The organism is Denitromonas iodatirespirans (genome assembly GCF_018524365.1).
Taxonomy (GTDB): Bacteria; Pseudomonadota; Gammaproteobacteria; order Burkholderiales; family Rhodocyclaceae; genus Nitrogeniibacter; species Nitrogeniibacter iodatirespirans.
In genome coordinates this window covers 1-22,032 of sequence record NZ_JAEKFT010000031.1, presented here as the reverse complement: position 1 = coordinate 22,032, position 22,032 = coordinate 1, and the positions used below count along the sequence as shown (strand labels likewise).

Annotated in this window: 19 protein-coding genes and 2 pseudogenes; 10 read left to right on the top strand and 11 right to left on the bottom strand. The window is 68.5% G+C overall.

The genetic code is table 11. From position 1 onward, the window contains the following. Nucleotides 1–84: 84 nt before the first annotated feature. Together cysN and I8J34_RS20140 are read left to right on the top strand one after the other, a co-directional pair. The gene (cysN, locus tag I8J34_RS20145) at nucleotides 85–1,365 is read left to right on the top strand and encodes a sulfate adenylyltransferase subunit CysN (protein ID WP_214363431.1); all 1,281 of its coding nucleotides are present in this window, start codon (nucleotides 85–87) and stop codon (nucleotides 1,363–1,365) included. Nucleotides 1,366–1,721: 356 nt separating this feature from the next. Then, nucleotides 1,722–2,156: a CBS domain-containing protein gene (locus tag I8J34_RS20140; RefSeq protein WP_214363430.1), complete on the top strand. Its 435-nt coding sequence runs from the start codon at nucleotides 1,722–1,724 to the stop codon at nucleotides 2,154–2,156. A 63-nt stretch (nucleotides 2,157–2,219) separates the two neighbouring features. Here the strand turns inward: I8J34_RS20140 and I8J34_RS20135 are convergent, their stop codons facing one another. Both I8J34_RS20135 and I8J34_RS20130 read right to left on the bottom strand, forming a co-directional pair. After that, a complete protein-coding gene (locus tag I8J34_RS20135; RefSeq protein ID WP_214363429.1) occupies nucleotides 2,220–2,531 on the bottom strand; it encodes a DUF2853 family protein in 312 nt (103 codons plus the stop codon). Between the two features lie 130 nt (nucleotides 2,532–2,661). Further along, nucleotides 2,662–4,776 carry an AsmA family protein gene (locus I8J34_RS20130; protein WP_214363428.1) on the bottom strand — a complete coding sequence of 705 codons (2,115 nt, stop codon included), beginning with the start codon at nucleotides 4,774–4,776 and terminating at the stop codon, nucleotides 2,662–2,664. A gap of 278 nt (nucleotides 4,777–5,054) precedes the next feature. On the opposite strand from I8J34_RS20130, the gene I8J34_RS20125 reads away from it, so the two are divergent. Further along, entirely contained in the window at nucleotides 5,055–5,600 is a 546-nt protein-coding gene (locus I8J34_RS20125) for a phasin family protein (protein ID WP_214363427.1), read from the top strand. 56 nt (nucleotides 5,601–5,656) lie between these two features. On the opposite strand, the gene ocd is transcribed toward I8J34_RS20125, so the two are convergent. After that, nucleotides 5,657–6,700 carry an ornithine cyclodeaminase gene (gene ocd / locus I8J34_RS20120; RefSeq protein ID WP_214363426.1) on the bottom strand — a complete coding sequence of 348 codons (1,044 nt, stop codon included), beginning with the start codon at nucleotides 6,698–6,700 and terminating at the stop codon, nucleotides 5,657–5,659. 13 nt (nucleotides 6,701–6,713) lie between these two features. After that, on the bottom strand, nucleotides 6,714–7,604 hold the full coding sequence (locus I8J34_RS20115; RefSeq protein ID WP_214363425.1) for a dimethylarginine dimethylaminohydrolase family protein: 891 nt from the start codon (nucleotides 7,602–7,604) through the stop codon (nucleotides 6,714–6,716). 123 nt (nucleotides 7,605–7,727) lie between these two features. Here I8J34_RS20115 and I8J34_RS20110 point away from each other — a divergent pair, with 123 nt between their 5' ends. The 3 genes from I8J34_RS20110 (at nucleotide 7,728) to I8J34_RS20100 (ending at nucleotide 9,602) form a co-directional block, all read left to right on the top strand. Next, the gene (locus I8J34_RS20110; RefSeq protein ID WP_230411930.1) at nucleotides 7,728–8,171 is read left to right on the top strand and encodes an Lrp/AsnC family transcriptional regulator; all 444 of its coding nucleotides are present in this window, start codon (nucleotides 7,728–7,730) and stop codon (nucleotides 8,169–8,171) included. Between the two features lie 103 nt (nucleotides 8,172–8,274). Next, nucleotides 8,275–8,673 (top strand): DUF2721 domain-containing protein, encoded by a 399-nt coding sequence (locus tag I8J34_RS20105; RefSeq protein WP_214363424.1) that lies wholly within the window; start codon nucleotides 8,275–8,277, stop codon nucleotides 8,671–8,673. A 71-nt stretch (nucleotides 8,674–8,744) separates the two neighbouring features. Beyond that, the gene (locus I8J34_RS20100; RefSeq protein ID WP_214363423.1) at nucleotides 8,745–9,602 is read left to right on the top strand and encodes a hypothetical protein; all 858 of its coding nucleotides are present in this window, start codon (nucleotides 8,745–8,747) and stop codon (nucleotides 9,600–9,602) included. On the opposite strand, the gene I8J34_RS20095 is transcribed toward I8J34_RS20100, so the two are convergent. Further along, a complete protein-coding gene (locus I8J34_RS20095) occupies nucleotides 9,599–10,336 on the bottom strand; it encodes a toll/interleukin-1 receptor domain-containing protein (RefSeq protein ID WP_214363422.1) in 738 nt (245 codons plus the stop codon). The two genes, I8J34_RS20100 and I8J34_RS20095, sit on opposite strands and share 4 nt — an antisense overlap. 441 nt (nucleotides 10,337–10,777) lie before the next feature. Between I8J34_RS20095 and I8J34_RS20090 the strand changes: the two genes are divergently transcribed. The 3 genes from I8J34_RS20090 (at nucleotide 10,778) to I8J34_RS20080 (ending at nucleotide 14,304) form a co-directional block, all read left to right on the top strand. Then, the gene (locus I8J34_RS20090; protein ID WP_214363421.1) at nucleotides 10,778–11,548 is read left to right on the top strand and encodes an OmpA family protein; all 771 of its coding nucleotides are present in this window, start codon (nucleotides 10,778–10,780) and stop codon (nucleotides 11,546–11,548) included. An 86-nt stretch (nucleotides 11,549–11,634) separates the two neighbouring features. Next, nucleotides 11,635–12,981: a sigma-54 dependent transcriptional regulator gene (locus tag I8J34_RS20085; RefSeq protein WP_255553133.1), complete on the top strand. Its 1,347-nt coding sequence runs from the start codon at nucleotides 11,635–11,637 to the stop codon at nucleotides 12,979–12,981. Nucleotides 12,982–13,017: 36 nt separating this feature from the next. Beyond that, the gene (locus tag I8J34_RS20080; RefSeq protein WP_214363419.1) at nucleotides 13,018–14,304 is read left to right on the top strand and encodes an acetate kinase; all 1,287 of its coding nucleotides are present in this window, start codon (nucleotides 13,018–13,020) and stop codon (nucleotides 14,302–14,304) included. 90 nt (nucleotides 14,305–14,394) lie between these two features. On the opposite strand, the gene I8J34_RS20075 is transcribed toward I8J34_RS20080, so the two are convergent. The 6 genes and pseudogenes from I8J34_RS20075 to I8J34_RS20050 form a co-directional block, all read right to left on the bottom strand. After that, complete coding sequence (locus I8J34_RS20075) at nucleotides 14,395–15,252, bottom strand: hypothetical protein (RefSeq protein WP_214363418.1); 858 nt, start codon at nucleotides 15,250–15,252, stop codon at nucleotides 14,395–14,397. Nucleotides 15,253–15,322: 70 nt separating this feature from the next. Continuing rightward, entirely contained in the window at nucleotides 15,323–16,006 is a 684-nt protein-coding gene (locus tag I8J34_RS20070) for a C39 family peptidase (protein ID WP_230411929.1), read from the bottom strand. Nucleotides 16,007–16,011: 5 nt separating this feature from the next. Then, nucleotides 16,012–16,401 (bottom strand): hypothetical protein, encoded by a 390-nt coding sequence (locus I8J34_RS20065; protein ID WP_214363417.1) that lies wholly within the window; start codon nucleotides 16,399–16,401, stop codon nucleotides 16,012–16,014. Nucleotides 16,402–16,468: 67 nt separating this feature from the next. Next, a complete protein-coding gene (locus I8J34_RS20060; protein WP_214363459.1) occupies nucleotides 16,469–18,661 on the bottom strand; it encodes a hypothetical protein in 2,193 nt (730 codons plus the stop codon). A 21-nt stretch (nucleotides 18,662–18,682) separates the two neighbouring features. Further along, nucleotides 18,683–20,872, bottom strand: a complete 2,190-nt coding sequence (locus I8J34_RS20055) for a hypothetical protein (RefSeq protein ID WP_214363416.1) — start codon at nucleotides 20,870–20,872, stop codon at nucleotides 18,683–18,685. A gap of 515 nt (nucleotides 20,873–21,387) precedes the next feature. Then, nucleotides 21,388–21,813: pseudogene (locus tag I8J34_RS20050) on the bottom strand (TSUP family transporter); the annotation flags it as partial. Between the two features lie 95 nt (nucleotides 21,814–21,908). On the opposite strand from I8J34_RS20050, the pseudogene I8J34_RS20045 reads away from it, so the two are divergent. Beyond that, nucleotides 21,909–22,032, top strand: a pseudogene (locus I8J34_RS20045) (IS5/IS1182 family transposase); the annotation flags it as partial.

Genomic DNA, 22,032 nt, shown 5'->3' with positions numbered 1-22,032 from the left:
ATTGGTGATGGGTCATTGGACTGGTCACCAACGCTGTCGCCTCCTTCAAATTCCGAATTACTCATCACGAATCACGAGAAAACCATGTCCGCACTCGAACACCTGCCCGGCATCGACAACGGCCTGCTGCGCTTTCTGACCTGCGGCAGCGTCGACGACGGCAAGAGCACCCTGATCGGCCGTCTGCTGTTCGACAGCAAGACCATCCTCGCCGACACGCTCAACGCCATGGAAAAGACCTCGGCCAAGCGCGGCATGACCGCCGTCGACCTGTCGCTGCTCACCGACGGCCTGCAAGCCGAGCGCGAGCAAGGCATCACCATCGACGTGGCCTACCGCTACTTCTCGACCGGCACGCGCAAATACATCATCGCCGACGCGCCGGGCCACGAGCAGTACACCCGCAACATGGTCACCGCGGCGTCCACCGCCAACCTGGCCATCATCCTGATCGACGCGCGCAAGGGCATGCTCAACCAGACCCGCCGCCACTCGACCATCGCTCACCTGCTCGGCATCCCGCACCTGCTGGTGGCGATCAACAAGATGGACCTGGTCGACTACGACCAGGCCACCTTCGAGCACATCAAGGCCGAATACACCAAGTTCGCCCACAAGATCGGCCTCAAGGACGTGCGCTTCATCCCGCTGTCGGCCCTGGCCGGCGACATGGTGGTCGAGCGCGGCGAGCGCATGCCCTGGTACGAAGGCCCAACCCTGCTGCAGATCCTCGAAGCCGCCCCGGCCGCCCACACCGAGCGCCCCGAAAGCTTCCGCTTCCCGGTGCAGTTCGTGTGCCGCCCGCAGGACTCGGCCAACCCCGAGCTGCACGACTACCGCGGCTTCATGGGCCGGGTCGAGTCCGGCGAGATCGCGGTCGGCGACGCCGTCACCGTGCTGCCCAGCGGCCTCACCAGCCGGGTCAAGGCCATCGAGATCGGCGGTCAGAAAATCGAGCGCGCCATCCACGAGCAATCCGTCACCCTGCTGCTCGAAGACGAGATCGACACCTCGCGCGGCGACATGATCGTCAAAAGCGCCGAAGCGCCCGAGGCCGTCAAGCAGATCGACGCCAATGTCTGCTGGCTGTCCGAAACCCCGATGTCGCCGGCACGCACCTACCTCGTGCGCCACACCTCGCGCGAGGTCAAGGCCAAGATCGCCAAGATCGACTACCGCCTCGACATCAACACCATGGAACACGAACCGGTGAGCACGCTGGCGATGAACGACATCGCCCGCCTGAGCCTCAAGCTGGCCCAGCCGATCTTCGCCGATGCCTACCGCAGCAATCGCGCGACCGGCGCCTTCATCGTCATCGACGAGTCGACCAACAACACGGTCGGCGCAGGGATGATCGTCTGACCCACTGCCGGGCACCACAAAAAAAGCCATGCCGCGGCATGGCTTTTTTGCGCCCGGATCACGCCCTCTGCCGGTGCAAACCGGGCGCTGCGCACCGCCTTGGCGCATCGCCGGGGCTGTCGGCGGACTATTGCGCCGCATCCAATCATGCGCCCCTTCGGATCGCAGAAAACCGTTGCGCGGGGCGCCGCGGCAATGGCGCGCCGCAGCATGCCTGTGCGGCAACCGCCTGGCACGAAAGGCGCTTGCGTTATCCCTGCCCCAAGTCATTCACAGGCGGTAGCGAAGACCTCGGGAACAGGCTCCCGTGGCCTTCCGCTCGACGTATCGTCACCCACGATCGACAGGAGACGCTCATGCCCACACATCCGATCCGTTCCGTCATCCAGTCCGGCCATGTGCTGGTGGTATCCCCCGACACCTCGGTGCGCGAGGTGGTGCACCGGATGGCCAAGGCCCGGCTCAGCGCCGCGCTGATTGCCGAACACGGCATCCTCACCGGCATCTTCACCGAATACGACGCCACCTTCAGGGTGCTCGCCGCTGACGTGGACGCCGACACGGCCACGGTGGCCGAGGTGATGACCCACAACCCGGTCTGCGCCCGGCCCGACCAGCCCTTCGGTCATGCCCTGCACATGATGTACGAGGGCGGCTTCCGCCACCTGCCGGTGGTGGATCACAACCACCGCCCCATCGGCATGGTCACCAGCAAGGATGCGCTGTCGATCGATGCCATCCAGCTGGAAAAGGAGCTGGTGCGGCGCGAAGAGATCACGGTCATCCTCTGAACCCCCACCCCATGAAAAACGCACCCCGCGGGGTGCGTTTTTCATGGGGTGGGGCCGGGCCGATCAGGCCAGCTTGCCCAGCGTACCGGTGGCTTCGGCCAGCAGGTAGTAGAAGGTCACACGGCTCTTCTGGTTCACGCCCTTCATCGTGTCGCACACCTTGGCGATGCCCGCTTCGGCCGCCGCCGCGTCGAGTTCCAGCTTTTTCTTGGCAAAGCCGTCGCGCACGCGATCCAGCTCGGCCTTGTCGGAGGCCGACACCAGGGATGAATCCTTGTTGCGCAGGGCGATGCCGCAGTACTTGACGATACTGTCGACAACCGCGGCATCCGCCTTGGGTGCGAATTTCTGCACGTCTGCCAAATAGTCGCTCATCGTTCCAACCTCCTTGTCATGGATTTTCAACCTGCCGTCGCCACGCTACCACGATCCCGCCCGGATTGGCGCACCGGATCGGCGGCGCGCCGCATTCGTCACAAAAATCCTCAAACCCGGCCCCCTGTGCTCAGCGGAGCAAGCCGCCCAGCCCCTTTTTCAGCTCCTCCTTGAGCCGATCCTTGGCCTTCTCGCGCACCGTCTCGACCTGTTCCTTGACCGCCCCCTTGGCCGCCTGGGCCAGCAAGGCTTCAACATCCAGCGCATATTTGGGTTCGGCGAAGCTGCCGCTGACCAGCACCGGCACCGTGACGCCATGCAGCTTGTCGAGCGACTTGCCGCCCTGGCCGGTGAGGGTGCCGACCACGGCGGCATCGATGCGGTAGTCGATGGTCTCGCGCACCAGATCGGCCGCCCCGGCGCCGCCCACCCGCAGCAGCGGCGAGCGCATGAGCAGGTCGTCGTTGCGCACCAGGCCGCCACCATGCCTGAGCGTGGCCTTCAGGTCGGAGAAGTCGGTCTGGCTGGGGCCGCTGGCGCTGTCGGCGGCCTTGCCGGTGAGCCGGGCCTGGGCTTCGCGCAGCAACTGGGCAATGTTGACGCCCTTGAGCGCGCCGTCGAGCACCGTCAGCGTGGTCGTCCCGCTCAGCGTCCGCTTCAGCGAGGGTGCATCGAGGCCGGCCCCGGTGAGATCGAAGGCGAGCTGTGCGCGGCCGCTCAGGCGCTCCGGCTTTGCGGTCAGGTCGCGCAGCAGCGGGCCGATCTGCACGTCGCGCACCCCGCCGGACATGTCGAGCTGGGGTGTTTTCGGACGCGCGTCGACGCGGACCCGGCTGTCGAGCCCGCCGCCATACAGGGCGCCCTTGGTGGTGACATCAAGGCGTCCGCCGGCGGCCTTGAGGCCCACATCGATGGCACTGAGCTGCAGGCCGTTGAGCTTGAGCGTGCCGACCTGGAAGCGGCCGACCGCATCGAGTTCGCGCAGCCCCTCGGCCGGGCCGGGGGCGGCGGCCGACGGCGCTTTGGATGCGCCGGCCGCGCTGGGCGCGGGTGCCGCCCCGTTGGCCGCCGCCGGGGGTAGATAGCTGTCGGCGTCGAGCGCATCCAGCGACAACTCGAAACGCAGCGCCCGGCGGGACAGATCGGCCACCTCGACACGACCGGTCAGCTTGCTGTCATCGAGCGAGGCGGCCAGATCGTCGAGGGCGATGCGCGTCGGGGTGAGCGTCAGCATCCCCTTGAGGGCGGCGCGCTTGAGGCGCTCGGGGTTGGCCGTGCGCGGGGCCTCGATCTTGAGCCGCGCCAGCACTTCCCGCGGGTTGAAACCGTCCAGCGCCACCGGCCCCTTGAGCACCATCGCCTCCGGCAGCCCGGTGCCTTCGAGGGCGCCAGTCAGCGACAGTTCATAGGCCTTCAGCGACAGGCCCTTGATCGACAGCGTGCCCTGGGCCAGATCGGCCGCCACATCGGCCATCAGCGCCGCGTCGACCGCGCCACCGGGGACACCCTCGCCGTTGGCCTTGAGCGCGCCGCGCAGGCCGAGCAGGCTGTACCGCTTTTCGGCCATGTCGACCGTGGCGCTGCCGCGCATGCTGAAGCGGCCTTGCATGGCCGGCGCGTTGGTGGAGAAACTGGCGCCCAGATCGATATCGAAGGGCTGGCCAGGGACCACCGCGCCGATCGTCAGGTCCACGTCGCTCAAGGCATGGCGCGTGTCGTTGACCGCGTCGTCCCAACGGACCACCGCATCCTGGATGTCCACGCCCCCGACGACGAGCCCCGCCGGTGCCTGGCCGGCCCCCTCGCCGGGGCCTGCGCGGTCCGGCCTTTCGTCCTTGGGTGCGCCGGTCAGGTCCGCCCAGTTGGTCGTCCCGTCGGCGCGGCGCTCCAGGCTCAGTTGCAGGCCCTTGAGCACGACCCGGTCGATCGCCACCTCCTGGCGCAACAGGGGCAGCAGTTTGACCCGCGCCTCGGCCGCGGTGAGCGCCGCAAACGGGCGATCGGAGAAGCCCTTGGCATTGCCCAGTTCGGCCGCACCGAGCTCGAAGCCCAGCCATGGAAACACCGACAGCTTCAACTCGCCGGACAGCGTCAGTTGCCGCCCCGTCCGCTCGGCGACGAGCGCGCTGAGGCGCTCGCGGTAGTCGTTCGCATCGAAGAAGAGGCTCAGGTAGGCGGCCAAGGCGGCCAGCACCACCAGGACCAGCACGGTGAGGCCGGCAGCGATGCGCAATACAGGTTTCATGAGGTGTCCATGTCGAGAAAAATGCAACGTGGATCAGGCTATCAGCCCGGCCGGGGGCGGAACAAGCGCGGCATCGGCGCTTTACCCTTGCTTACGAAGTGGGCGAGACACAAGACCTCGGCGCCTTATCGACGGGTGTCGTTGCCCAAAAAAATATTGCGTTGCACAAATTTTTGTTTACTTCTCTTTGTCGGCAGCTATTATTTAATTGTGCATCGCAACATTTCAAGGAAAGCCAAAGCGTTGCCTTGTCGAATTTACCTGCCAGGAGATTCACCATGATGACCAAAGACACCCTGATCGTTTCCCACGGCGACGCGCTGGACACTTTGAGCGGGCTGGTCGGCATCGGCTTCGATGCCACGGCACGGCTCAACGTCCTGAGCCTGGATCTGTTCCGCGCCGCCCTCAAGGACCATGTCGCCCTGTTGTCCGGCCTGAGCACCGCCCGTGAGCCGAAGACCGTGCTGGCCCTGGGCGCCGGCAGCATCGAGCCGGCCCTGACCCGGGCGGTGGGCTATCTGCGCGCCTGCTACGGCGTGGCCTCGGAAATGGGCGAATCGATCAATGCCCTGCTGGCGCCGAAATACGCGGCCATCAACAAGGATCTGGACAAGGCCATCGAGCACCTGTCGGCCAATACGCCGGTCGGTGGTGAGGTGATTGCCAGCGCGCTGAAGAGCGCCGTGTCGGCCACGCATTCGGCCATCGAGGATGCCGCCAAGACCACTCGCACGGTGGTGGAGCTGAGCGAAGCCAACATCAACAAGGCCGCCGACGCCGCCGTCAAGGCGACCGCCAAGGCCGCCAAGAAAGTAGCCTGAAGGCGCAGGAGCGAACGCCCCGCCCGGTACGCCGGCGGGGCGTTCGCCTTGGCATGTCAGGCGAGTTGGGCCAGCGGTACGCTAGCCGGCGCCACCAGCGAATACAGGTCGCGCGGGTCGTCGAGCGAGGGCACCAGCGCCAGATCGCGGCCCACGCCTGCCGGTGCCGCGCGTCGATGCAGATAGCGCAGGGCGGCGAAGTCCTCCAGCGCGAAGCCGACCGAATCGAAGACCGTCACGGCCTCATCACTGGCGCGCCCCGGCACTTGCCCGGCGAGCACCTGCCACAACTCGGTGACCGAAAAATCGGCCGGCATTTGCTGGATCTCGCCCTCGGCGCGGGTCTGCGGCTCGAACTCGACCACCACCTGCGCCCGGCGCAGGATGGCCGGATCGAGCTCGGTCTTGCCGGGGCAGTCGCCGCCGATCGCATTCAGATGCACGCCGGGCCGGACCATGTCGTCCGTCAGAATGGTCGCCTGGCACTTGTCGGCAGTCACCGTGGTGATGATGTCGGCGCCGGCCAGCGCTTCCTTCACGCCCGCTGCCGCCTCGATGCGCAGCCCCGGCACCTCGGCCAGATTGCGTTGCAGGCGGGCCGTGGCGGACGGATCCACGTCATAGGCCTGAATGCGCTCGATGCCGAGCATGGCGTGAAAGGCCAGCGACTGGAATTCGCTCTGCGCGCCGTTGCCGATCAGCGCCATGCAGCGCGAACCGGGCCGGGCCATGGCCTGTGCGGCCAGCGCCGAGGTGGCGGCGGTGCGCAAGGCGGTGGTCAGCGTCATCTCCGAGAGCAGGAGCGGATAGCCGGTATCCACCTCGGCCAGCAGGCCGAAGGCCATCACCGTCAGCTTGCCCTCGCGGGCGTTCTTGGGGTGGCCGTTCACATACTTGAAGCCATACAGCACGCCGTCGCAGGCTGGCATCAGTTCGATCACGCCCACCGGCGAGTGGCTGGCCACGCGCGGCGACTTCTCGAACGCCTCCCAGCGCAGGAAGTCTTCGCGGATGGCCTCGGCCATGTCGACCAGCACCGGCGCCACGCCGCGGCGACGCAGCCAGCGCTGCAGATCGGGGACATCGATGAATCGGGTCATGATCACATCCTCCTCAAACGACCGCTTCGGCCGACACCGGCGGCTGGACGGCCGTGCTCCGACGATCGAGGCGCAGGGTCATGCAGAAGGCGCCGCCGCCGGACAGCATGAAGGGCGACAGATCGACCTCGCGCACCCGGTAGCCGCGCTCGGTGAGCACGCCGCGCAGGCGGTCGGTGGTGCGGCTCATCACCACCTCGCGGCCCACGCTCACCGCATTGACGCTGAAATGCGCCAGATCGTCCTCGGTGGCCTCGATGCGCCACTCGGCCGGCACGCGCTGGCGCAGGCTGTCGAGCGAGGCGGCCGACAGGGCCGGCGGGTAGTAGAGGATTTCGCCGCCGGCGAGCGGGCAGAAGCACACGTCGAGGTGGTAGGAGCGCTCGGTGACCAGCTCCAGCGGCACCACGGTCTGGCCGAAGTAGTCCGCCACCGCATCGACCGCCGAGCGCGACGAGCGCGGCCCCCAGCCGGCCCAGAAATGGCCGCGGGTGGCGTCCCACAGGCAATCGCCGGCGCCTTCCTGGAACACGCCGTCGGGCAGCGTCGCCACTTCGTGCAGGATGCCCGCCTCGCGCAGTTGCTCAAAAGCCCGGGCAAACGGCACCTCTTCACCCCGGCGCTCGGCATGGCGGAAGCGGGCGAGCAACAGCCGCCCGTCAAGCACCACGCCGGCATTGGCGGGGAACACCATGTCGGGCAGGCCGGGCGCGCCCTCGATCACCGTCAGGCGGCAGCCGGCTGCGCGCAGGGCCGCGGCCAGCGCGTCGAAGCTGCGCCGCGCCTGCCCATGCAGGCCCGCCGCGTCCTGCAGCCAGCGTTCGGGCTGCATCCACGGGTTGATGGTGTAGCGCACCTCGTAATGCATTGGTGCGACGAGCAGGATGTGAGCGGATTCGTTCATGGTGGCCTCATCATGGAAAGCGCCTGGACCGACCAGGGATGTTCTCAGTATGGTCAGCCGGCGCATCAACAGAAAGGCCGAGAACTGATCACTTAAGCCACAAAACATGGCAAAGTGTCAGCCATGACTGACGTTGTGCACGACATCGACGATACCGACCGCGAACTCATCGCCTTGCTGCGCGACGATGCCCGCCTGCCGGTGGCCACCCTCGCCCGCCGGTTGCGGGTGGCGCGCGGCACGGTGCTCAACCGGTTGCGCAAGCTCGAAGCGAGCGGCGTCATCGCCGGCTACACGCTGCGGCTCAAGCCGGCCGCCGAGGGGCACCGCATCCGCGCCTGGATGGGCATCGCCGTCGAGGGCAACACCACGGCGGCGGTGCTCAAGGCCTTGCGCGGCGAGCCGGCCGTCCAGACCCTACACTCGACCAACGGCCGCTGGGATTTCGTCGCCGAACTGCGCGCCGATACACTCGAAGCCTTCGACCGCGCCCTCGGCCGCATCCGCGCCATCGACGGCATCGCCGCCACCGAAACCAGCATCCTGCTCTCGACCCACAAGGTGTAGCTTGGTGATGGGTTATGGGTGATTGGTGATTGGAATCCGCACCCGCCACCTCATCACCTCATCACCTCACCACCTCATCACCGCACCACCTCATCCCCCGACCATGAACATCACCACGCCCGCCCTGCTGTTCCCGGCCATCTCCCTGCTGCTGCTGGCCTATACCAACCGCTTCCTGACGCTGGCGCAGCTCATCCGCCAGCTCGCCGGCAGCGCGCCCGAGGACATCCCGCTGGTCCGCGCGCAGGTTCCCGGCCTCAAGCTGCGCATCAGCCTGATCCGCTTCATGCAGACCTTTGCGGTAGTCAGCTTCCTGCTGTGCGCGCTGGCCATGCTGGCCATCTTCCTGGCCCATGCCTCGCTCGGTCACTGGCTCTTCGGCCTGTCGATCGTCACCCTGGCGATCTCGCTGGTGCTGTCGCTGGTCGAGGTGGTGATCTCCACCCAGGCGCTGTCGGTGGTGGTGGCGGACCTCGAACGGCGCTGCGGCAAACAGGGCTGAACCCGACCCAGATCAAAGCCCTGCGCAACGCCGGCCGCCATACTCCGGGGCGGAAAATCTCGGAGAACCGCATGCTGCGCCCCCTGCTCCCGGCCATCACGCTGCTCGCCGGCGCCTTGGTCACCTCGCCCGCCAACGCCATCGACTGGCAGGACAACTCGCTCACCTACACCGCCGGCAACCGCTTTACCGAGCCGGCCAACCGCGCACCGGTACGCAAGGACATCCTCGAATTCGTGCATGCCAGCGGCTACAGCCACGGCATGAATCTGGTCAGCATCAAGATGCTGCGCTCGGACGACATCGACCCGGCGCGCGACAGCCGTCACGGCGCCACCGAGTTCTACATCGTCTATCGCCATCTGCTGTCGCTGGGCAAGGTGTTCGACACCGCGCTGGCCGCCGGCCCGATCCGCGACATCGCCCTCACCGCCGGCTTCGACTGGAACAGCAAGGACAACGCCTTCGCCCCGCGCAAGCGCGTGCTGCTGGCGGGGCCCACACTGCGCTTCAACGTCGCGGCGCCGGGCTTCTTCGATGTCTCGCTGCTCATTGCCAAGGAATGGAATCACTGCGGCCTGCCGCCGTGCAAGGCGCCCGGCAATGAGGAATACATCGGTTTCGACGCCTACCCGATGCTGCACGCCGCCTGGCGCGTGCCCTTCTCGCTGGCCCGGGTGCCGGTCCGCTTCGAAGGCTTCATCGCCCACGCCTTTCGCAGCGGCGAGGACTACACCGGCCGGCCGGTCGGCGAAGAAACCCTGATGCGCACCGCGCTGATGGCCGACGTCGGCGCCGCGGCGGGGAGTGCGCCGAACCGTCTCTTCCTGGGTCTGGGCTATGAGCTGTGGCGCAACAAGTTCGGCAACCAGGGGCTAGCGGGCGTCGACACCAATGCGCCGACGCTGCACGCACGCTGGCATTTCTAGAACACGGCCCTGACCTGCTCGACCGTGGTGGCGATCACCCGGTCCAGCATGCGGTTGAGCTGGCTGCCGCCGAGGGCGCGCACCAGGATGTAGAGCACCGCCAGCGTCACCACGGCACCGAACAACTTGCCCAGGCGACCGGCCACCCAGCGGCCAAACCCGCCGCCACCGCCAGCCCCACCAGCCGCCCGGCCCGCCTCGTCCAGACGCTCGCGCAAGACCTTGAGCAGGTCCGGCCGGTGGTCCACATGCCGCGCCTGGAAATGCTCGGCCAGCTCGGGCGACAGCCGGCACAGTTGCACCGACAAGGTCTCGATATCGTCCCCCCAGTGCTGATCCGACAGACTGATGGCCTGCCGCCCGGCCAGCGGCGCCAGACTGTCGGGCAGCTGGTCCGGCCAGGGCATGGCGGCACCGCCGACCAGCACCGGCACGATCGGCGTCGTCCCGGCCAAGGCCGCCTCCACCTCGCGACGCACCCAGTCGGTGGGTGAATCGAGGCGCAAGCGCCCCTCCGCATCGCGCACATCGAGCCAGTGCCGGCCGATCACCACCAGCACCACCGCCGCGTCGCGCAGCTGGTCTTCCAGGTGACGGGCAAAGTCGCTACCGGCGGGGATTTCGCGATCGCGAAACACCTGCGCATCGCCGAAGCGCTCGGACAGATCATCTTCCAGGCGCCCCGCAAAGCCCGGTGTGTCGTCCCGACGGTAGCTGATGAAGATGGTGGCCATAGACGGAGCATAGCAATCCCGGGCGGAGCCCCCAAGACGCAAGGCCGCCGCGGCCACCCGGTCGTGCGCGGCGGCCATTTATCCCCCGCCGGGCGCCTCAATACCCATGTCGGCATTCCTTACACTCCGGGGTCTCATAGCTGTCCTGGCGAAACAGATCTTAACAAACCAGTTTAAATATCAACGGCTTGTGCACTCCGGCGCAGTTGATGCTTGTCATCAGACGGGAGGGGGAAACGTCTGACACGCTGCGAGGGCAGCCGTACCAAAGAACACGTGCCACCAAGAGCACTCGCCTTGCACCCAGGCCATTCCGGGTGCCGCCCCGCAACGAAACGGCCCACGGCCACATACGCAGCCCCCAAAGCGACACGCAAGCGGTCAGCGCTTCGGCGTTGACGCGCACGAGGGGACGATATGGGGCAAGGCGCCGGAAACCTGGTGGCATGGCTGTCCGCCATCGCCTTGGCCGGCTGCTCGTTGACCGCGGCACAGCCGCGCGCCGACCTGCAGCCACCACCCCCGCTGGCGGGGGAATTTTTCGATCCGCAGACGGGCACAACGTATCGATTGCCGACGCGCGCGGTGCTTGCCACCCGGCATGCTCCACGCATCGTGCTGGCACAGGCCCCCTCAGGCGGCCTCGACATCCCGGCCGCCGTCGCCCTCGGCGCCCCGCCGCCGCAGGCGCACAGTGTGCCGACCGGAACACCGGCGGCCGTGGTGGCCGCACCGCCCCCGGCAGCGGCGCCCTCCGCCTTGCGGCTGGACCATGAACTCGCCTCGATCAGCCGTATGGTGCCTTTCGCCAGCAGCCGCTCCGGACTCGGGCCGAAGGGCCGCCAGGCGGTGAACGAATTGCTCCCGATCGCCCATGAGGCGCGTCAGGTGGTCGTCCGCGGACGCACCGACGCCCTCGGCAAACCCAGTTCCAACCGGGCACTGGCCGAGGCCCGCGCGCAAACGGTGGCCTCGGCCTTCGTCGCCGCCGGCGTATCGCGCGACAAGATTTCGACCCACCAGTGCGTCGACTGCTTCGTGGCAAGCAACGCCACGGCCGCCGGACGCCGGCTGAACCGGCGGGTCGATGTGGAAATGAATCTCCCCAAGGCCAGGATCGCGCAATTGCCCCGACCGGTTCACGCCCTCGAGACACCGCCGCTGATCCTGGCCCGCACCCTGACCCCAGTGTCCGACACCGCGCGACATTGATCCGCGGGTCGGCAACGCAGCACGCGCCACCAACAACAAGAACTGTCGGCGCATCCAATGCCATCCCGAAAACGGGAGACGACAGTGTGGTAAGAGATGTTCTGTTGGTCGATTCGCACGACGAGTTCGCGACGCATCTGATGAGCCTCGCGGGCGACTCGTGGTGCTTTCATCATGTGCGCGACCTGGTGGCGGCACAACGGCGCCAGGCGCAGAACCCCTGCCGGGTCGGCATCGTGGTCCTGCGTGACGACCCGTCGGCGTTGCTCAGCGCCCTGCCCCGACTGACCGGCACGGCGATCAGCGAATGGCTCGCCGTGCTCGAACCGCGCATGCTCGACGATCCGCACTTGAGCCCCTGCATCGTTCAGCATTTCCATGATTTCCACACCTTGCCGGTCGACGACACGCGGCTGATGATGGCGCTCGGCCATGCCTATGGCAAAGCCATGGTCCACCTGCGCATGCATGACGCCCCGGACGGCGACACGCACTTCGGCATGGTCGGCCGCAGCCCGGCCATGCGACGGCTCTACGAACAGCTCGACAAGGTGGTCAAAGTCGATGTGCCGGTATTGCTCAGCGGCGAATCGGGCGCCGGCAAGGAGCTGGTGGCCCGCGCCATCCACAAGTACTCGGCCCGCGCGGCCGGGCCCTTCGTGGCCATGAACTGCGCGGCGGTGCCGGCCAACCTGATCCAGTCCGAACTGTTCGGCCATGAAAAGGGCGCATTCACCGGCGCCCAGCAACGCAACATCGGCAACCTCGAGGCCTCCAGCAAAGGCGTGCTGTTTCTCGACGAGATCGGCGATCTGTCGCTCGATCTGCAAACCAATCTGCTGCGCTTCCTGCAGGACATGACGATCGTGCGCGTCGGCGGCACCCAGTCCATCGCGGTCGACACCCGCGTGGTCGCCGCCAGCCATGTCGATCTGTCGGCCGCGGTCACCGCCGGCCGGTTTCGCGCCGACCTGTTCTACCGGCTCAACGTGGTGCACCTGCATGTGCCGCCCTTGCGCGAACGGCGCGACGACGTGCGCCAGCTGGCACTGACCGCCTTCCACAACAACATGGCGATCAAGAGCCCGCGCGTGACCGGCTTCAGCGAAGCGGCCCTCCGGGCGATGGAGAGCTACCACTGGCCGGGCAACGTGCGCGACCTGATCAACCGGGTGCGGCGCGCCATGATCCTGTGCGAAGGCAGCCAGATCATGCCGGCCGATCTGGGCATCGGCCCCAACCCGTCCCCCGCCCCCGATTTCCTGACGCTCGAAGGCGCGCGCAGCAAGCTCGACCGCGAGGTGGTGCTGCAGTGCCTGCGCCAGAACGACGCCAACGTCTCGCGCTCGGCGCGCCAGCTCGGCGTCTCCCGGGGCACCTTGTACCGGCTGATGGCACGGCTGGGGATCCAGCACAACGAACATTCCGGTTGACCGGCAGGAGAAGCACACACAGGAGAGGGAGGCATCATGAAGAACACGCAATCGCGCATCCGGCGGGCCTGCCCGCCGGCCATGGCGGCGCTGCTAAGCTGTACCGTCGCAGGCACTGCGGCCGCACAGGACACCCCGGCCCAGGCGCCGACGATGGACCAGCTCCGCCAGATGCTGATCGAGCAGACCCGACGGCTGGACGACCTGCGCAGCCAGATGGAGCAGGAACAATCCCGGCTCGACGACCTGCGCCGCGAGGTCGGCCTGGAGCGCCTGCGCACGCTGCGCGCCGCCGGCCCGGGCGAGCCGGCCGCCGCCAACCCGCCGCAACCGGTGGGCCAGCGCCCGCCGGAAAAGACGCCGGCGGATTCTCCGCCGGTGGCCCAGATCTTCGACCAACCCGGCATCCTCACCCAGCCCGGCACGCTCATCCTCGAGCCCTCGCTGCAATACTCCTACGCTTCGACCAACCGGGTGGCGCTGGTCGGCTACACCGTGATCCCGGCGCTGACCATCGGCCTGATCGACGTGCGCGAGGTCAAACGCAATACCTGGACCGCAGCACTCACCGCCCGCACCGGGCTGACCAACCGCCTGGAGGTCGAAGCCAAGATCCCCTGGGTATATCGGTCCGACGACTCGATCAGCCGCCCGATCGCCACCCCGAGCAGCAACGACCAGGTCTTCAATACCACCGGCAGCGACATCGGCGACGTCGAATTCACCGCCCGCTACCAGCTGAACCCGACGGTGGCGAACGAGCCGATCTATGTCGCCTCGCTGCGCTTCAAGACCCGCACCGGCTCCGACCAGTTCGACACCACCACGCTCATCGTGCCCGGCTTCCAGGGCCTCGGCCTCTTGCGCGACCTGCCCACCGGCTCGGGCTTCTACTCGATACAACCGGGCCTGACCTTCCTCTTCCCGTCCGACCCGGTGGTGTTCTTCGGCGGCCTCAACTACCAGTACAGTTTCGAGCGCTCCAACCTCAAGCTGCGCCAGGACGACGGGCAGGGCAACATCACCGTCACCAACCTCGACAAGGTCCAGCCCGGCGGCGTCTTCGGCTTCAACTTCGGCATGGGGCTGGCGCTCAACGACCGCTCCTCGTTCAGCGTCGGCTACGACCACGCCTCGGTCGGCGTGACCCGCATCAATGGCCGCGACGACCCGCTCGGCGTGCGGGTGCAGCTCGGCACCCTGATGTTCGGCTACGCCTACCGGCTGGCGCCCGACCGCGCCGTGAACGTCTCGCTCGGCGTCGGCGTGACCCGCGACACCCCCGACCTGACGCTCACCCTGCGCATGCCCTTCACCCTCTGAACCACCGGCCGGCCTCAGGCCGTCAACGCAAACGACCCGCCTGGCGCGGGTCGTTTGCTTGGGGAAGCCCTGTCGCAGGCCGGCGCCGGCTCACCGGCGCAGCGAGTTGATCACCCCCTCGCGGATGGTCGCGGCCATGTTCATGGCCCGCAGCACCTGCAGGCTGTTGGCCGACGCGCTTACCTCGGTCAGCACCTGGATGCGCTGGTCGTCGAGCGTGTTCTGGATGATGGTGTTCATCGCATCGTTGCCGACCACGCTGGCCCCGCTCACCACGTTGCCCGGCCCGCTTTGCACCACCGTCACCGGCGCTGTGGCCTGCACCGCCAGCGCCGGCGTCACCACCTGCACCGAACCGACCGTGCCGCTGCCCGTCGATCCCGCGGCAGCGCCCGATGCGCCGCTCGCCACCGGCGCGGGCGAACTCGCCGCCGCGGCCGGAGGGCTTGCCGGTGCGGCAGGGCTCGCCGCCGCAGGCATGGCGACCGCCTGCGCCGCCGCATTCGCCACCGCGGTCTGCGCCTGGGGCGTGCTCACGGTGTTGATGGTGGTGGTGCGCAGGCCCACCGCCTGCAACTGCGCGGCGACCTGGGCCTGGATCTGGGCATTGAGCCCGGCGGTCGAATCGAGCACGGTATTGCGCACCGCGCTGACGCGATCCCCCACCGACTGGCGCAGGCGCTCGATGTTGAGCACCGTGCGCGCCACCAGCTCGCCATTGACCAGCACCGACTGCTCGAGCCCGAAGGACAGGCGCAGCTGCAGGTCCGGCATCTCGAAGCCCCCGCGTATCTCGCTGAGCCGCTGCGCACTCAGCACGCGCCATTGCGGCGGTGCCGAGAACGCGGTCAGCCGCGCCTCGTCCTGCGCCGCCGCGGGTGCCGCCGTGCAGGCCAGGAGCGCCACCAGCGCCCCCGGCCACGGCCTGTCTGCCCAGTTGGCCATCATTTTCCCTCTCCCCCCGCGGTCATGGCTGCGAGCCACGGCGCGGGACAGCATGCATGTGTCGACTCGGCGCTCAGAAATCGCTCGCGGCGCGCACGAAGCGCACCATGTCGAGCGGTGCGCGCAGGCCCATTTCGATCGGCGCACGCGGCGCCACCCGCCAGTCCTCCGCCCGATTGAAACGTGCAATGTCTTGATGGGAGCGAATCACGAACAGGATCTTCTCCTGCGCGATGCGCTCGAATTGTTCGCGCGGCATGGCCCGCGTGCCGAAGGCCGGATCGCCCAGCAGCACACGGCCGTCCCGCACGCCCTTGACCACCACGAAATGGTTGTAGCCGTTCTCGTTGACCAGCGTGATGGCCGGGATGCCGACCGCGGAGAGCGCCTCCAGCGGCGCCTCGAAGCCATCGGCCTGGTAGCCCCGCGAGGCCAGGTAGCGCTTCATGTCGAGCAGCGAAAAGCCCTCGGCCCGGATCTTGGCCTGGTCGCCGTTGCGGAACATCGCCACGAACACGTCCTGCTCGCTGACCCGCGTCCCGTAATGATGGGTGAGCAAGGTGGCCAGCGCCGCCGAGCCGCAGCTGAAGTCGTATTGCTGGCGCAGGGTCGACAGATGGCGCGCCTCCTTGAGGCTGGTCACCTGCAAGGTGTAGGGGCCGACAACATCGATCGGAAAACTCAGCTGCCCCGCGCTCGGCCCTCCGGCCGCGAGGCTGAGCACCAGAAAAATCCCCGGCATGGCATGGCGTCGCATGGCGCTCACTCCAGCTGGATATTGACGATGGTGGCGTTCTGGATCAGCACGTTGTTGCCCGAGTTCTGCACCACCGTCGCGAAACCGGCGTTGCCGGTCAGCGACCCGTCGGTGACGATGTTCTGCCCCGTCACCAGATTCGAGGCATGGTTGCCTGCAACCACGCCCTCCAGATCCATGTCATTGAGCGTCTCGGCGCCACCGCGGCGCCCGTCCAGCGCGGCATCGGAGACCGGCCCCGCGCCCAGCGTCATCATCGGTGGCAACGCCATCACCGGCGCCGGGCTCAGGAAGCCGTCCGGCTCGTCCGGTTCGGCCTGCACCGGCGACATCGCCAGCAAGGCCGGCAACACCACCGCCAGCAGGCGGGGCATGGCGTGAATTGATCGAGTCATGGCCGTCACTCCTCTCCGTACGCAGGCCGGCCAGGGGAGCAATACCGCCCCTGGCCGGCTGCCCCGGTTATCGGCCTACGTTGAGATTGGCCTGCACGTTCACACTTTGCTGCACCAGTGAGGACATGCCGGAGTTCTGGCTCGAAACCACGACCCCCGCCCCGTTGGTGAAGCTGTTGCTGATGGCGTTCGACATGTCGAAGGTGCCGGCACTCACGCTGACCATGCCGCCGGCACCGCCGGCACCACCGTCGCCACCGACCGCGCCGTTGCCGACGCCGGCCACGCCATTGCCGCCCTGGCCACCTTCGCCCGTGCCGCCCTGGCCACCCTGGCCGCCGGTCGCACCGACCGCACCGGTCGCACCGCTGCCGGCCGTCGCACTGCCGTTGCTCGCGGTCGAGCTGGCGCCGCCATTGGTGGCGCTGCCGTTGGTGGCTGCGCCACCGTTGCCGCCCGCGCCGCCGGTGTTCGATGCCATGCCGCCGGCACCGCCGTCACCGGAGGTGTTGTCGGCCATGCCGCCGTCGCCCCCGTTGCCCTCGGCGCCGTTGCCGACACCACCGTTGCCCACGGCACCGGCACCACCTTGCGCCATGGCGCCTGCGCTGGCCGCATCGCCGCCGACACCGCCGGCCGCTGCCGCACCCGCACCGGCCATGCCGCTGGTGCCGCCCGCGCCGTTGCCCGCCATGTTGGTGCCGGCCGCCCCCGCGGCGCCTTGCGCCCCGGCAGCCCCTGCACCGGCGGTATTGGTCGCCGCAGCCCCAGCGCCGGCATTGGCCCCGGCGCCACCATCAGCACCGGTTCCAGTGCCGGTACCGCCCGTGGCACTGGCCATGGCACCGCTGGCGGAGCCGCCATTGGCGGCCGAGCCGCCGCTGGTGCCTGCGCCACCCGCACCGTCGGCATTGCCGCCGGCATTGGCCGTGCTGGTCGCTGACGATCCGCCGGCCGCGCCACCGGCGCCGGTGGTGTTGCCGGTGTTGCCACCGCCACCGTCACCGCCAGTGGCACCGTCGCCGCTGGCCATGCCACCGTTGCCCTGGTTGCCGGTCAGCCCGCCGTCGCCGGAGGTGCCGCCAGTGCTCATGCCGGCACTGGCTGCGCTTGCGCCGCCGGCGCCGCCATCGTTGTGGCTGGCGCCGCCACTGGCCGAATCGGTGCCGGTGGCACTGCCGCCATAGGCCTGCGTGCCCGAGCCGGACCAGCCGCCTTTGCCGGTGCCGTCGCCGCCATAGCCGCCGTCGCCGCCGTTGCCGCCGTCGCCGCCGGTGGCATAGCCGGTCGAGCCGCCGTTGCCGCCTGAGCCGCCATTGCCGCCGTCACCGCCGGACGCACTGCCGGTGTAACCGCCGTTGCCGCCGGTCGCGCCGCCGGAGTTGCCGCCGTCACCGCCACCGCCTGCGCCGCCGTAGCCGCCGTTGGCGGTGCCGCCGTCGCCACCCCAGGCCCAGCCACCGTCGCCGCCGTAGCCGCCGCCGCCGGTGCCCGCACCACCGTTGCCGGTGCCGCCGTTGCCGCCATAGGCCGTGGCATCGCCGGAGTTGCCGCCGTTGGCACCCTGGGCACCGCGGGCTGCACCGCCGTCGCCGCCGTTGCCGGCGCTGGCGCCGCCATTGGTGGCGCTGCCGTTGGTGGCGTTGCCGGCCGTGGCTGAGCCATTGCTGGCATTGCCGCCGTAGCCGCCGTTGCCCCCATTGCCGCCGTTGCCGCCGTCGCCACCGCTGCCGCCGTAGCCGCCCGAACCGTCGCCGCCGGTGCCGTTGCCGCCATAGCCGGCGCCGCCGTTGCCGCCGTTGCCGCCGGCCGCGCCGTTGGCATTGCCTGCGTTGGAGGCGTAGTTGCCGATGTCATGGATGCGGTTGTCGGTGACGGTGCCGTGCAACTTGCTGATCGCAATCGCCTTGCTCACATTGAAGGCGTTGGAGAAGTTGCTGGTCGCCACACCGTTGTTGTTGGCGGCCGCGTTGCCGTAGTCCTGGGCGGTTGCGGTGCCCTGGTTGTCACGGTCGTTGCCGGTGCTCTTGTCGTTGTAGGCGTCGCTGGTGGTCCTGTTGTACGAGTCCACCTTGACGCTGGAGAACTCGTTGGCATTGGGCCCGTCGCCCTGCGTGTTGTCGGCCGTGGCGCTCTGGGTCACGGTGTCGTTGCCGGCACCGCGCCCCGCGTTTTCGCCGTTGACCACCGGGTTGGCATACACCGGGGCCGACAGGCCGAACGCGAGCGCCAGGGCTGATGACATGATGGTGAGTTTCATGATGCTGTCTCCTGTCTGCGATCAGCGGCCGACGTTCAGGTTGGCCTGAACATTGACGCTCTGTTGAACCAGTGAGGACATGCCGGAGTTCTGGCTCGACACCATGATCCCGGCCCCGTTGGTGAAGCTGCCGCTGATGGCGTTGGACATGTCGAACACGCCGCCATCGACCATCAGCGTGCCGCCGGCACCGCCCGCGCCGCCGGTGCCGCCAGCTGCGCCGTTGCCGACACCGCCGTTGCCCATGCCGCCCGTGCCGCCCTGGCCGACGCCGCCGTCGCCGCCGTCGCCGCCTTGCGCGCCGGCCGCAGCCATCGCGCCCTGGCCGCCGGTCGCGCTGCCGTTGGTGGCTTGCGAATCGGCGCTGCCGTTGGTGGCGCTGCCATTGCTGGCCATGCCGCCTTCACCGCCGTTGCCGCCGGTGTTCTGGGCCATGCCACCGGCACCGCCGGCACCACTGGCGTTGGTGGCCATGCCGCCCATGCCGCCGTTGCCGACCGCACCGTTGCCTTCGCCGCCGTTGCCCACGGCACCATCGCCGCCGGTGCCCGTGGCGCCCGCGCTGGAGGCGATGCCGCCGCCTGCGCCGACCGCTGCCGCGCCGGCGCCGCCGTCACCACTGGTGCCCGTCGCGCCTGCACCGCCGGTGTTGCTGGCGGTTGCGCCGGCCGCACCGACTGCACCGGCTGCGCCGGCTGCCGCGGTGTTGGTCGCCGCTGCGCCGTCCGCACCGGCTGCGCCGGCCGCCCCGTTGCCGCCGGTACCCGCGCCTGCGCCGCCGTTGGCCATCGCGGTGGCCGTATCGGCCGAGCCACCGGTTGCGGTGGCCGGGCCCGAACTGCCGTTGCCGCCCGTGCCGGTGCCGCTGCCGCCGGCGCCCGCACCGCTCGATGCGGTCGCATCACCGCTCATGCCGCCAGCGCCGGTGCTGTTGCCGGCATTGGGGCCGGCGCCATTGCCACCGGTGCCGCCTTCGCTGCCGGCGCCGCCGTTGCCCTGGTTGCCGGTGGTGCCGCCCATGCCGGAGGCGCCGCCCGTGGTGTCGCCCGCGCTGGCCATTGAGCCGCCACCGGCGCCGCCATCGTTGTGTGAGCTGCCGCCGTCGCCAGAGGATGCGGCGCTTGAGGTGCCGCCGTCGGCGTTGGTGTCGGCGTAGCCCTTGCCGCCAAAGCCGGTGCCGGTGCCACCATCGCCGCCGTAGCCGCCATCGCCACCACTGCCGGCTGAGGCATTGCCGGTGCTGCCGCCGTTGCCACCCGAACCGCCGCTGCCACCGGAGCCACCGCTGGCGCTGCCGGTGCTGCCACCGCTGCCGCCATAGGCATAGCCGGAGTCGCCGCCGCTGCCCGAGCCGCCAGCCCCGCCGGCACCGCCCTGGGCCAGGCCGCCGTCACCCCCGGCACCCTTGCCGCCGTCGCCGCCGGCCCCTTTTCCGCCGTAGCCGTCACCGCCGTTGCCGGTGCCGCCATTGCCGCCGGTGGCATTCGCCATGCCGCTGTTGCCACCGTTGGCACCGATCGCGTCACGCGCGTTGCCGCCGTCACCGCCGTTGCCGGCTGAGGCACTGCCGTTGGTGGCGCTGCCGTTTTGCACATCACCGGCCGAGGCGCTGCCGTTGTTGGCGCTGCCGCCCGAGCCGCCGCTGCCGCCCGAACCGCCATTGCCCGCCGAGCCGCCGTTGCCGCCCGAGCCGCCGGCCCCATTGCCGCCATAGCCGGCCCCGCCGGCCCCCGCTCCGCCGTCACCGGCCGAGCCGCCGTCCGCGCCGTTGGCGTTGCCGCTGTTGGTCACGTAGTTGCCGAGGTGGTGGATGCGGTTGTTGGTCACCAGGCCTTCGAGCTTGCTCACCGCGATCGCTTTGTTGGTATTGAACGCGTTGTCGAAGTTGCTGGTCGCCATGCCGCCGTTGTTGGCCGCGGCGTTGCCGTAGTCGGTGGCGGTGGCTACGCCATGGTTGTCGCGCGCATCGCCAGAACTCTTGTCGTTGTCGACGTCGGTCTTGGTCTTGTTGCCTGAACCGACCTTCACACTGGAGTATTCGTTGGCGTTTGGCCCGTTGCCTTGCGTGGACGTGGCGGTCGCGGTCTGCTCGACGGTGTCGTCCCCGGCACCTCGACCGGCGTGGTCGCCATTGACCACCGGGTTGGCCTGCGCTACGCCGGACATCCCGAACGCGAGTGCCAGAGCAGCTGATATCAGCGTCAGTCTCATCACGTGTCTCCCTTTCCATGAATGGCACCGGCGATGGCCGGCCTCCGGAATGCACTCACGCATAATCCGGGCCATTTGCGGGAAAAGATCTCAAGCAATTGTTTTTAAATGACTATTGTTCAGCAGCCGCCCACAAAGCCATCGTCCCCCTGCCAAGGTGTTTCATTCGTGGAACACTCCGACGCTGGCCCCGCACCGATCCGAGGCCGCAGCATTCCGTAAAAACCGCTGACAATTCAATGGCATAGCTTCGATCTTCCGGGCAAGATCTCAATGTGTTCTCGAAGCGGACAGTCCACGGCCACGCCGGGGGCGAAACATACGCCTCAGCGCGTCTGGAAATTTCTTCAAGCAATTGATTCATTGACGAATTTGCCAATGAAAGAGGCGGGCTCAATACGCCGAACGGTGTATATCAGAGAATTGGAAAGTATTCGGCCCGGATCGGCGCGACAGCATGGCGCGCTCGACAAACCGCCGGCTTCAACGCCTCGGTGAATCGCGACGCCTGCGCCTCAGCGCAACAGCAGCCGCACCGCGATGGCCACGGTGGCCGCGATGATCACGGGCCGCACCAGTGCCGCGCCGCGGGCGATGACCAGATTGGAGCCCAGGCGGGCACCGGCGAACTGGGCCACCGCCATGGCGAGCGCCAAGGCCCACAGCACATGGCCGCCGGCGACGAAGATCAGCATCGAGGTGACATTGGCCACCAACACCAGGGGCTTGGTGCATGCGGTCGCCTTGCGCATGTTGAAGCCGCGCAGGCCGGCGAAGGCCGCGGCGGAAAACGAGCCCATGCCCGGCCCGAACACCCCGCCGTACAGCCCCAGTCCGCCGCCGACCACGGGGTCGAACAGCCGTGGCGACAGGCGGGGCGGGGTGTCGTGGTCGGCCATGCGCGGCGACAGCGCGAAATAGCCGGCCAGCAATATCAGGACATAGGGAAACGCTGATTATTTCGTTTGCATATCGCCCCACGGGCGGCTCTGTTTGAGACAATACGCATAGTTCCTTCACGACGGTGACGATCCCGATGCAATCGAGCTTCTCCGACCTTGAGTACGCGGCCAAGAAGAAGATGACGCGCCGCGACCGGTTCCTTGCCCAGATCGAAGCGGTGACACCGTGGGCGGCGCTCGAAGCGCTGATCGAGCCGC

Excerpts from the sequence above, each read along its gene's own strand:
- I8J34_RS20100 (WP_214363423.1), top strand. The coding sequence starts at position 8,745 with ATGCTGCGCCCCCTGCTCCCGGCCATCACGCTGCTCGCCGGCGCCTTG.
- I8J34_RS20115 (WP_214363425.1), bottom strand. The coding sequence starts at position 7,604 with ATGAACGAATCCGCTCACATCCTGCTCGTCGCACCAATGCATTACGAG.
- cysN (WP_214363431.1), top strand. The coding sequence starts at position 85 with ATGTCCGCACTCGAACACCTGCCCGGCATCGACAACGGCCTGCTGCGC.
- ocd (WP_214363426.1), bottom strand. The coding sequence starts at position 6,700 with ATGACCCGATTCATCGATGTCCCCGATCTGCAGCGCTGGCTGCGTCGC.
- I8J34_RS20080 (WP_214363419.1), top strand. The coding sequence starts at position 13,018 with ATGAAGAACACGCAATCGCGCATCCGGCGGGCCTGCCCGCCGGCCATG.
- I8J34_RS20130 (WP_214363428.1), bottom strand. The coding sequence starts at position 4,776 with ATGAAACCTGTATTGCGCATCGCTGCCGGCCTCACCGTGCTGGTCCTG.
- I8J34_RS20135 (WP_214363429.1), bottom strand. The coding sequence starts at position 2,531 with ATGAGCGACTATTTGGCAGACGTGCAGAAATTCGCACCCAAGGCGGAT.
- I8J34_RS20070 (WP_230411929.1), bottom strand. The coding sequence starts at position 16,006 with ATGCGACGCCATGCCATGCCGGGGATTTTTCTGGTGCTCAGCCTCGCG.
- I8J34_RS20105 (WP_214363424.1), top strand. The coding sequence starts at position 8,275 with ATGAACATCACCACGCCCGCCCTGCTGTTCCCGGCCATCTCCCTGCTG.
- I8J34_RS20110 (WP_230411930.1), top strand. The coding sequence starts at position 7,728 with ATGACTGACGTTGTGCACGACATCGACGATACCGACCGCGAACTCATC.
- I8J34_RS20075 (WP_214363418.1), bottom strand. The coding sequence starts at position 15,252 with ATGATGGCCAACTGGGCAGACAGGCCGTGGCCGGGGGCGCTGGTGGCG.
- I8J34_RS20140 (WP_214363430.1), top strand. The coding sequence starts at position 1,722 with ATGCCCACACATCCGATCCGTTCCGTCATCCAGTCCGGCCATGTGCTG.
- I8J34_RS20095 (WP_214363422.1), bottom strand. The coding sequence starts at position 10,336 with ATGGCCACCATCTTCATCAGCTACCGTCGGGACGACACACCGGGCTTT.
- I8J34_RS20125 (WP_214363427.1), top strand. The coding sequence starts at position 5,055 with ATGATGACCAAAGACACCCTGATCGTTTCCCACGGCGACGCGCTGGAC.
- I8J34_RS20065 (WP_214363417.1), bottom strand. The coding sequence starts at position 16,401 with ATGACTCGATCAATTCACGCCATGCCCCGCCTGCTGGCGGTGGTGTTG.
- I8J34_RS20055 (WP_214363416.1), bottom strand. The coding sequence starts at position 20,872 with ATGAGACTGACGCTGATATCAGCTGCTCTGGCACTCGCGTTCGGGATG.
- I8J34_RS20060 (WP_214363459.1), bottom strand. The coding sequence starts at position 18,661 with ATGAAACTCACCATCATGTCATCAGCCCTGGCGCTCGCGTTCGGCCTG.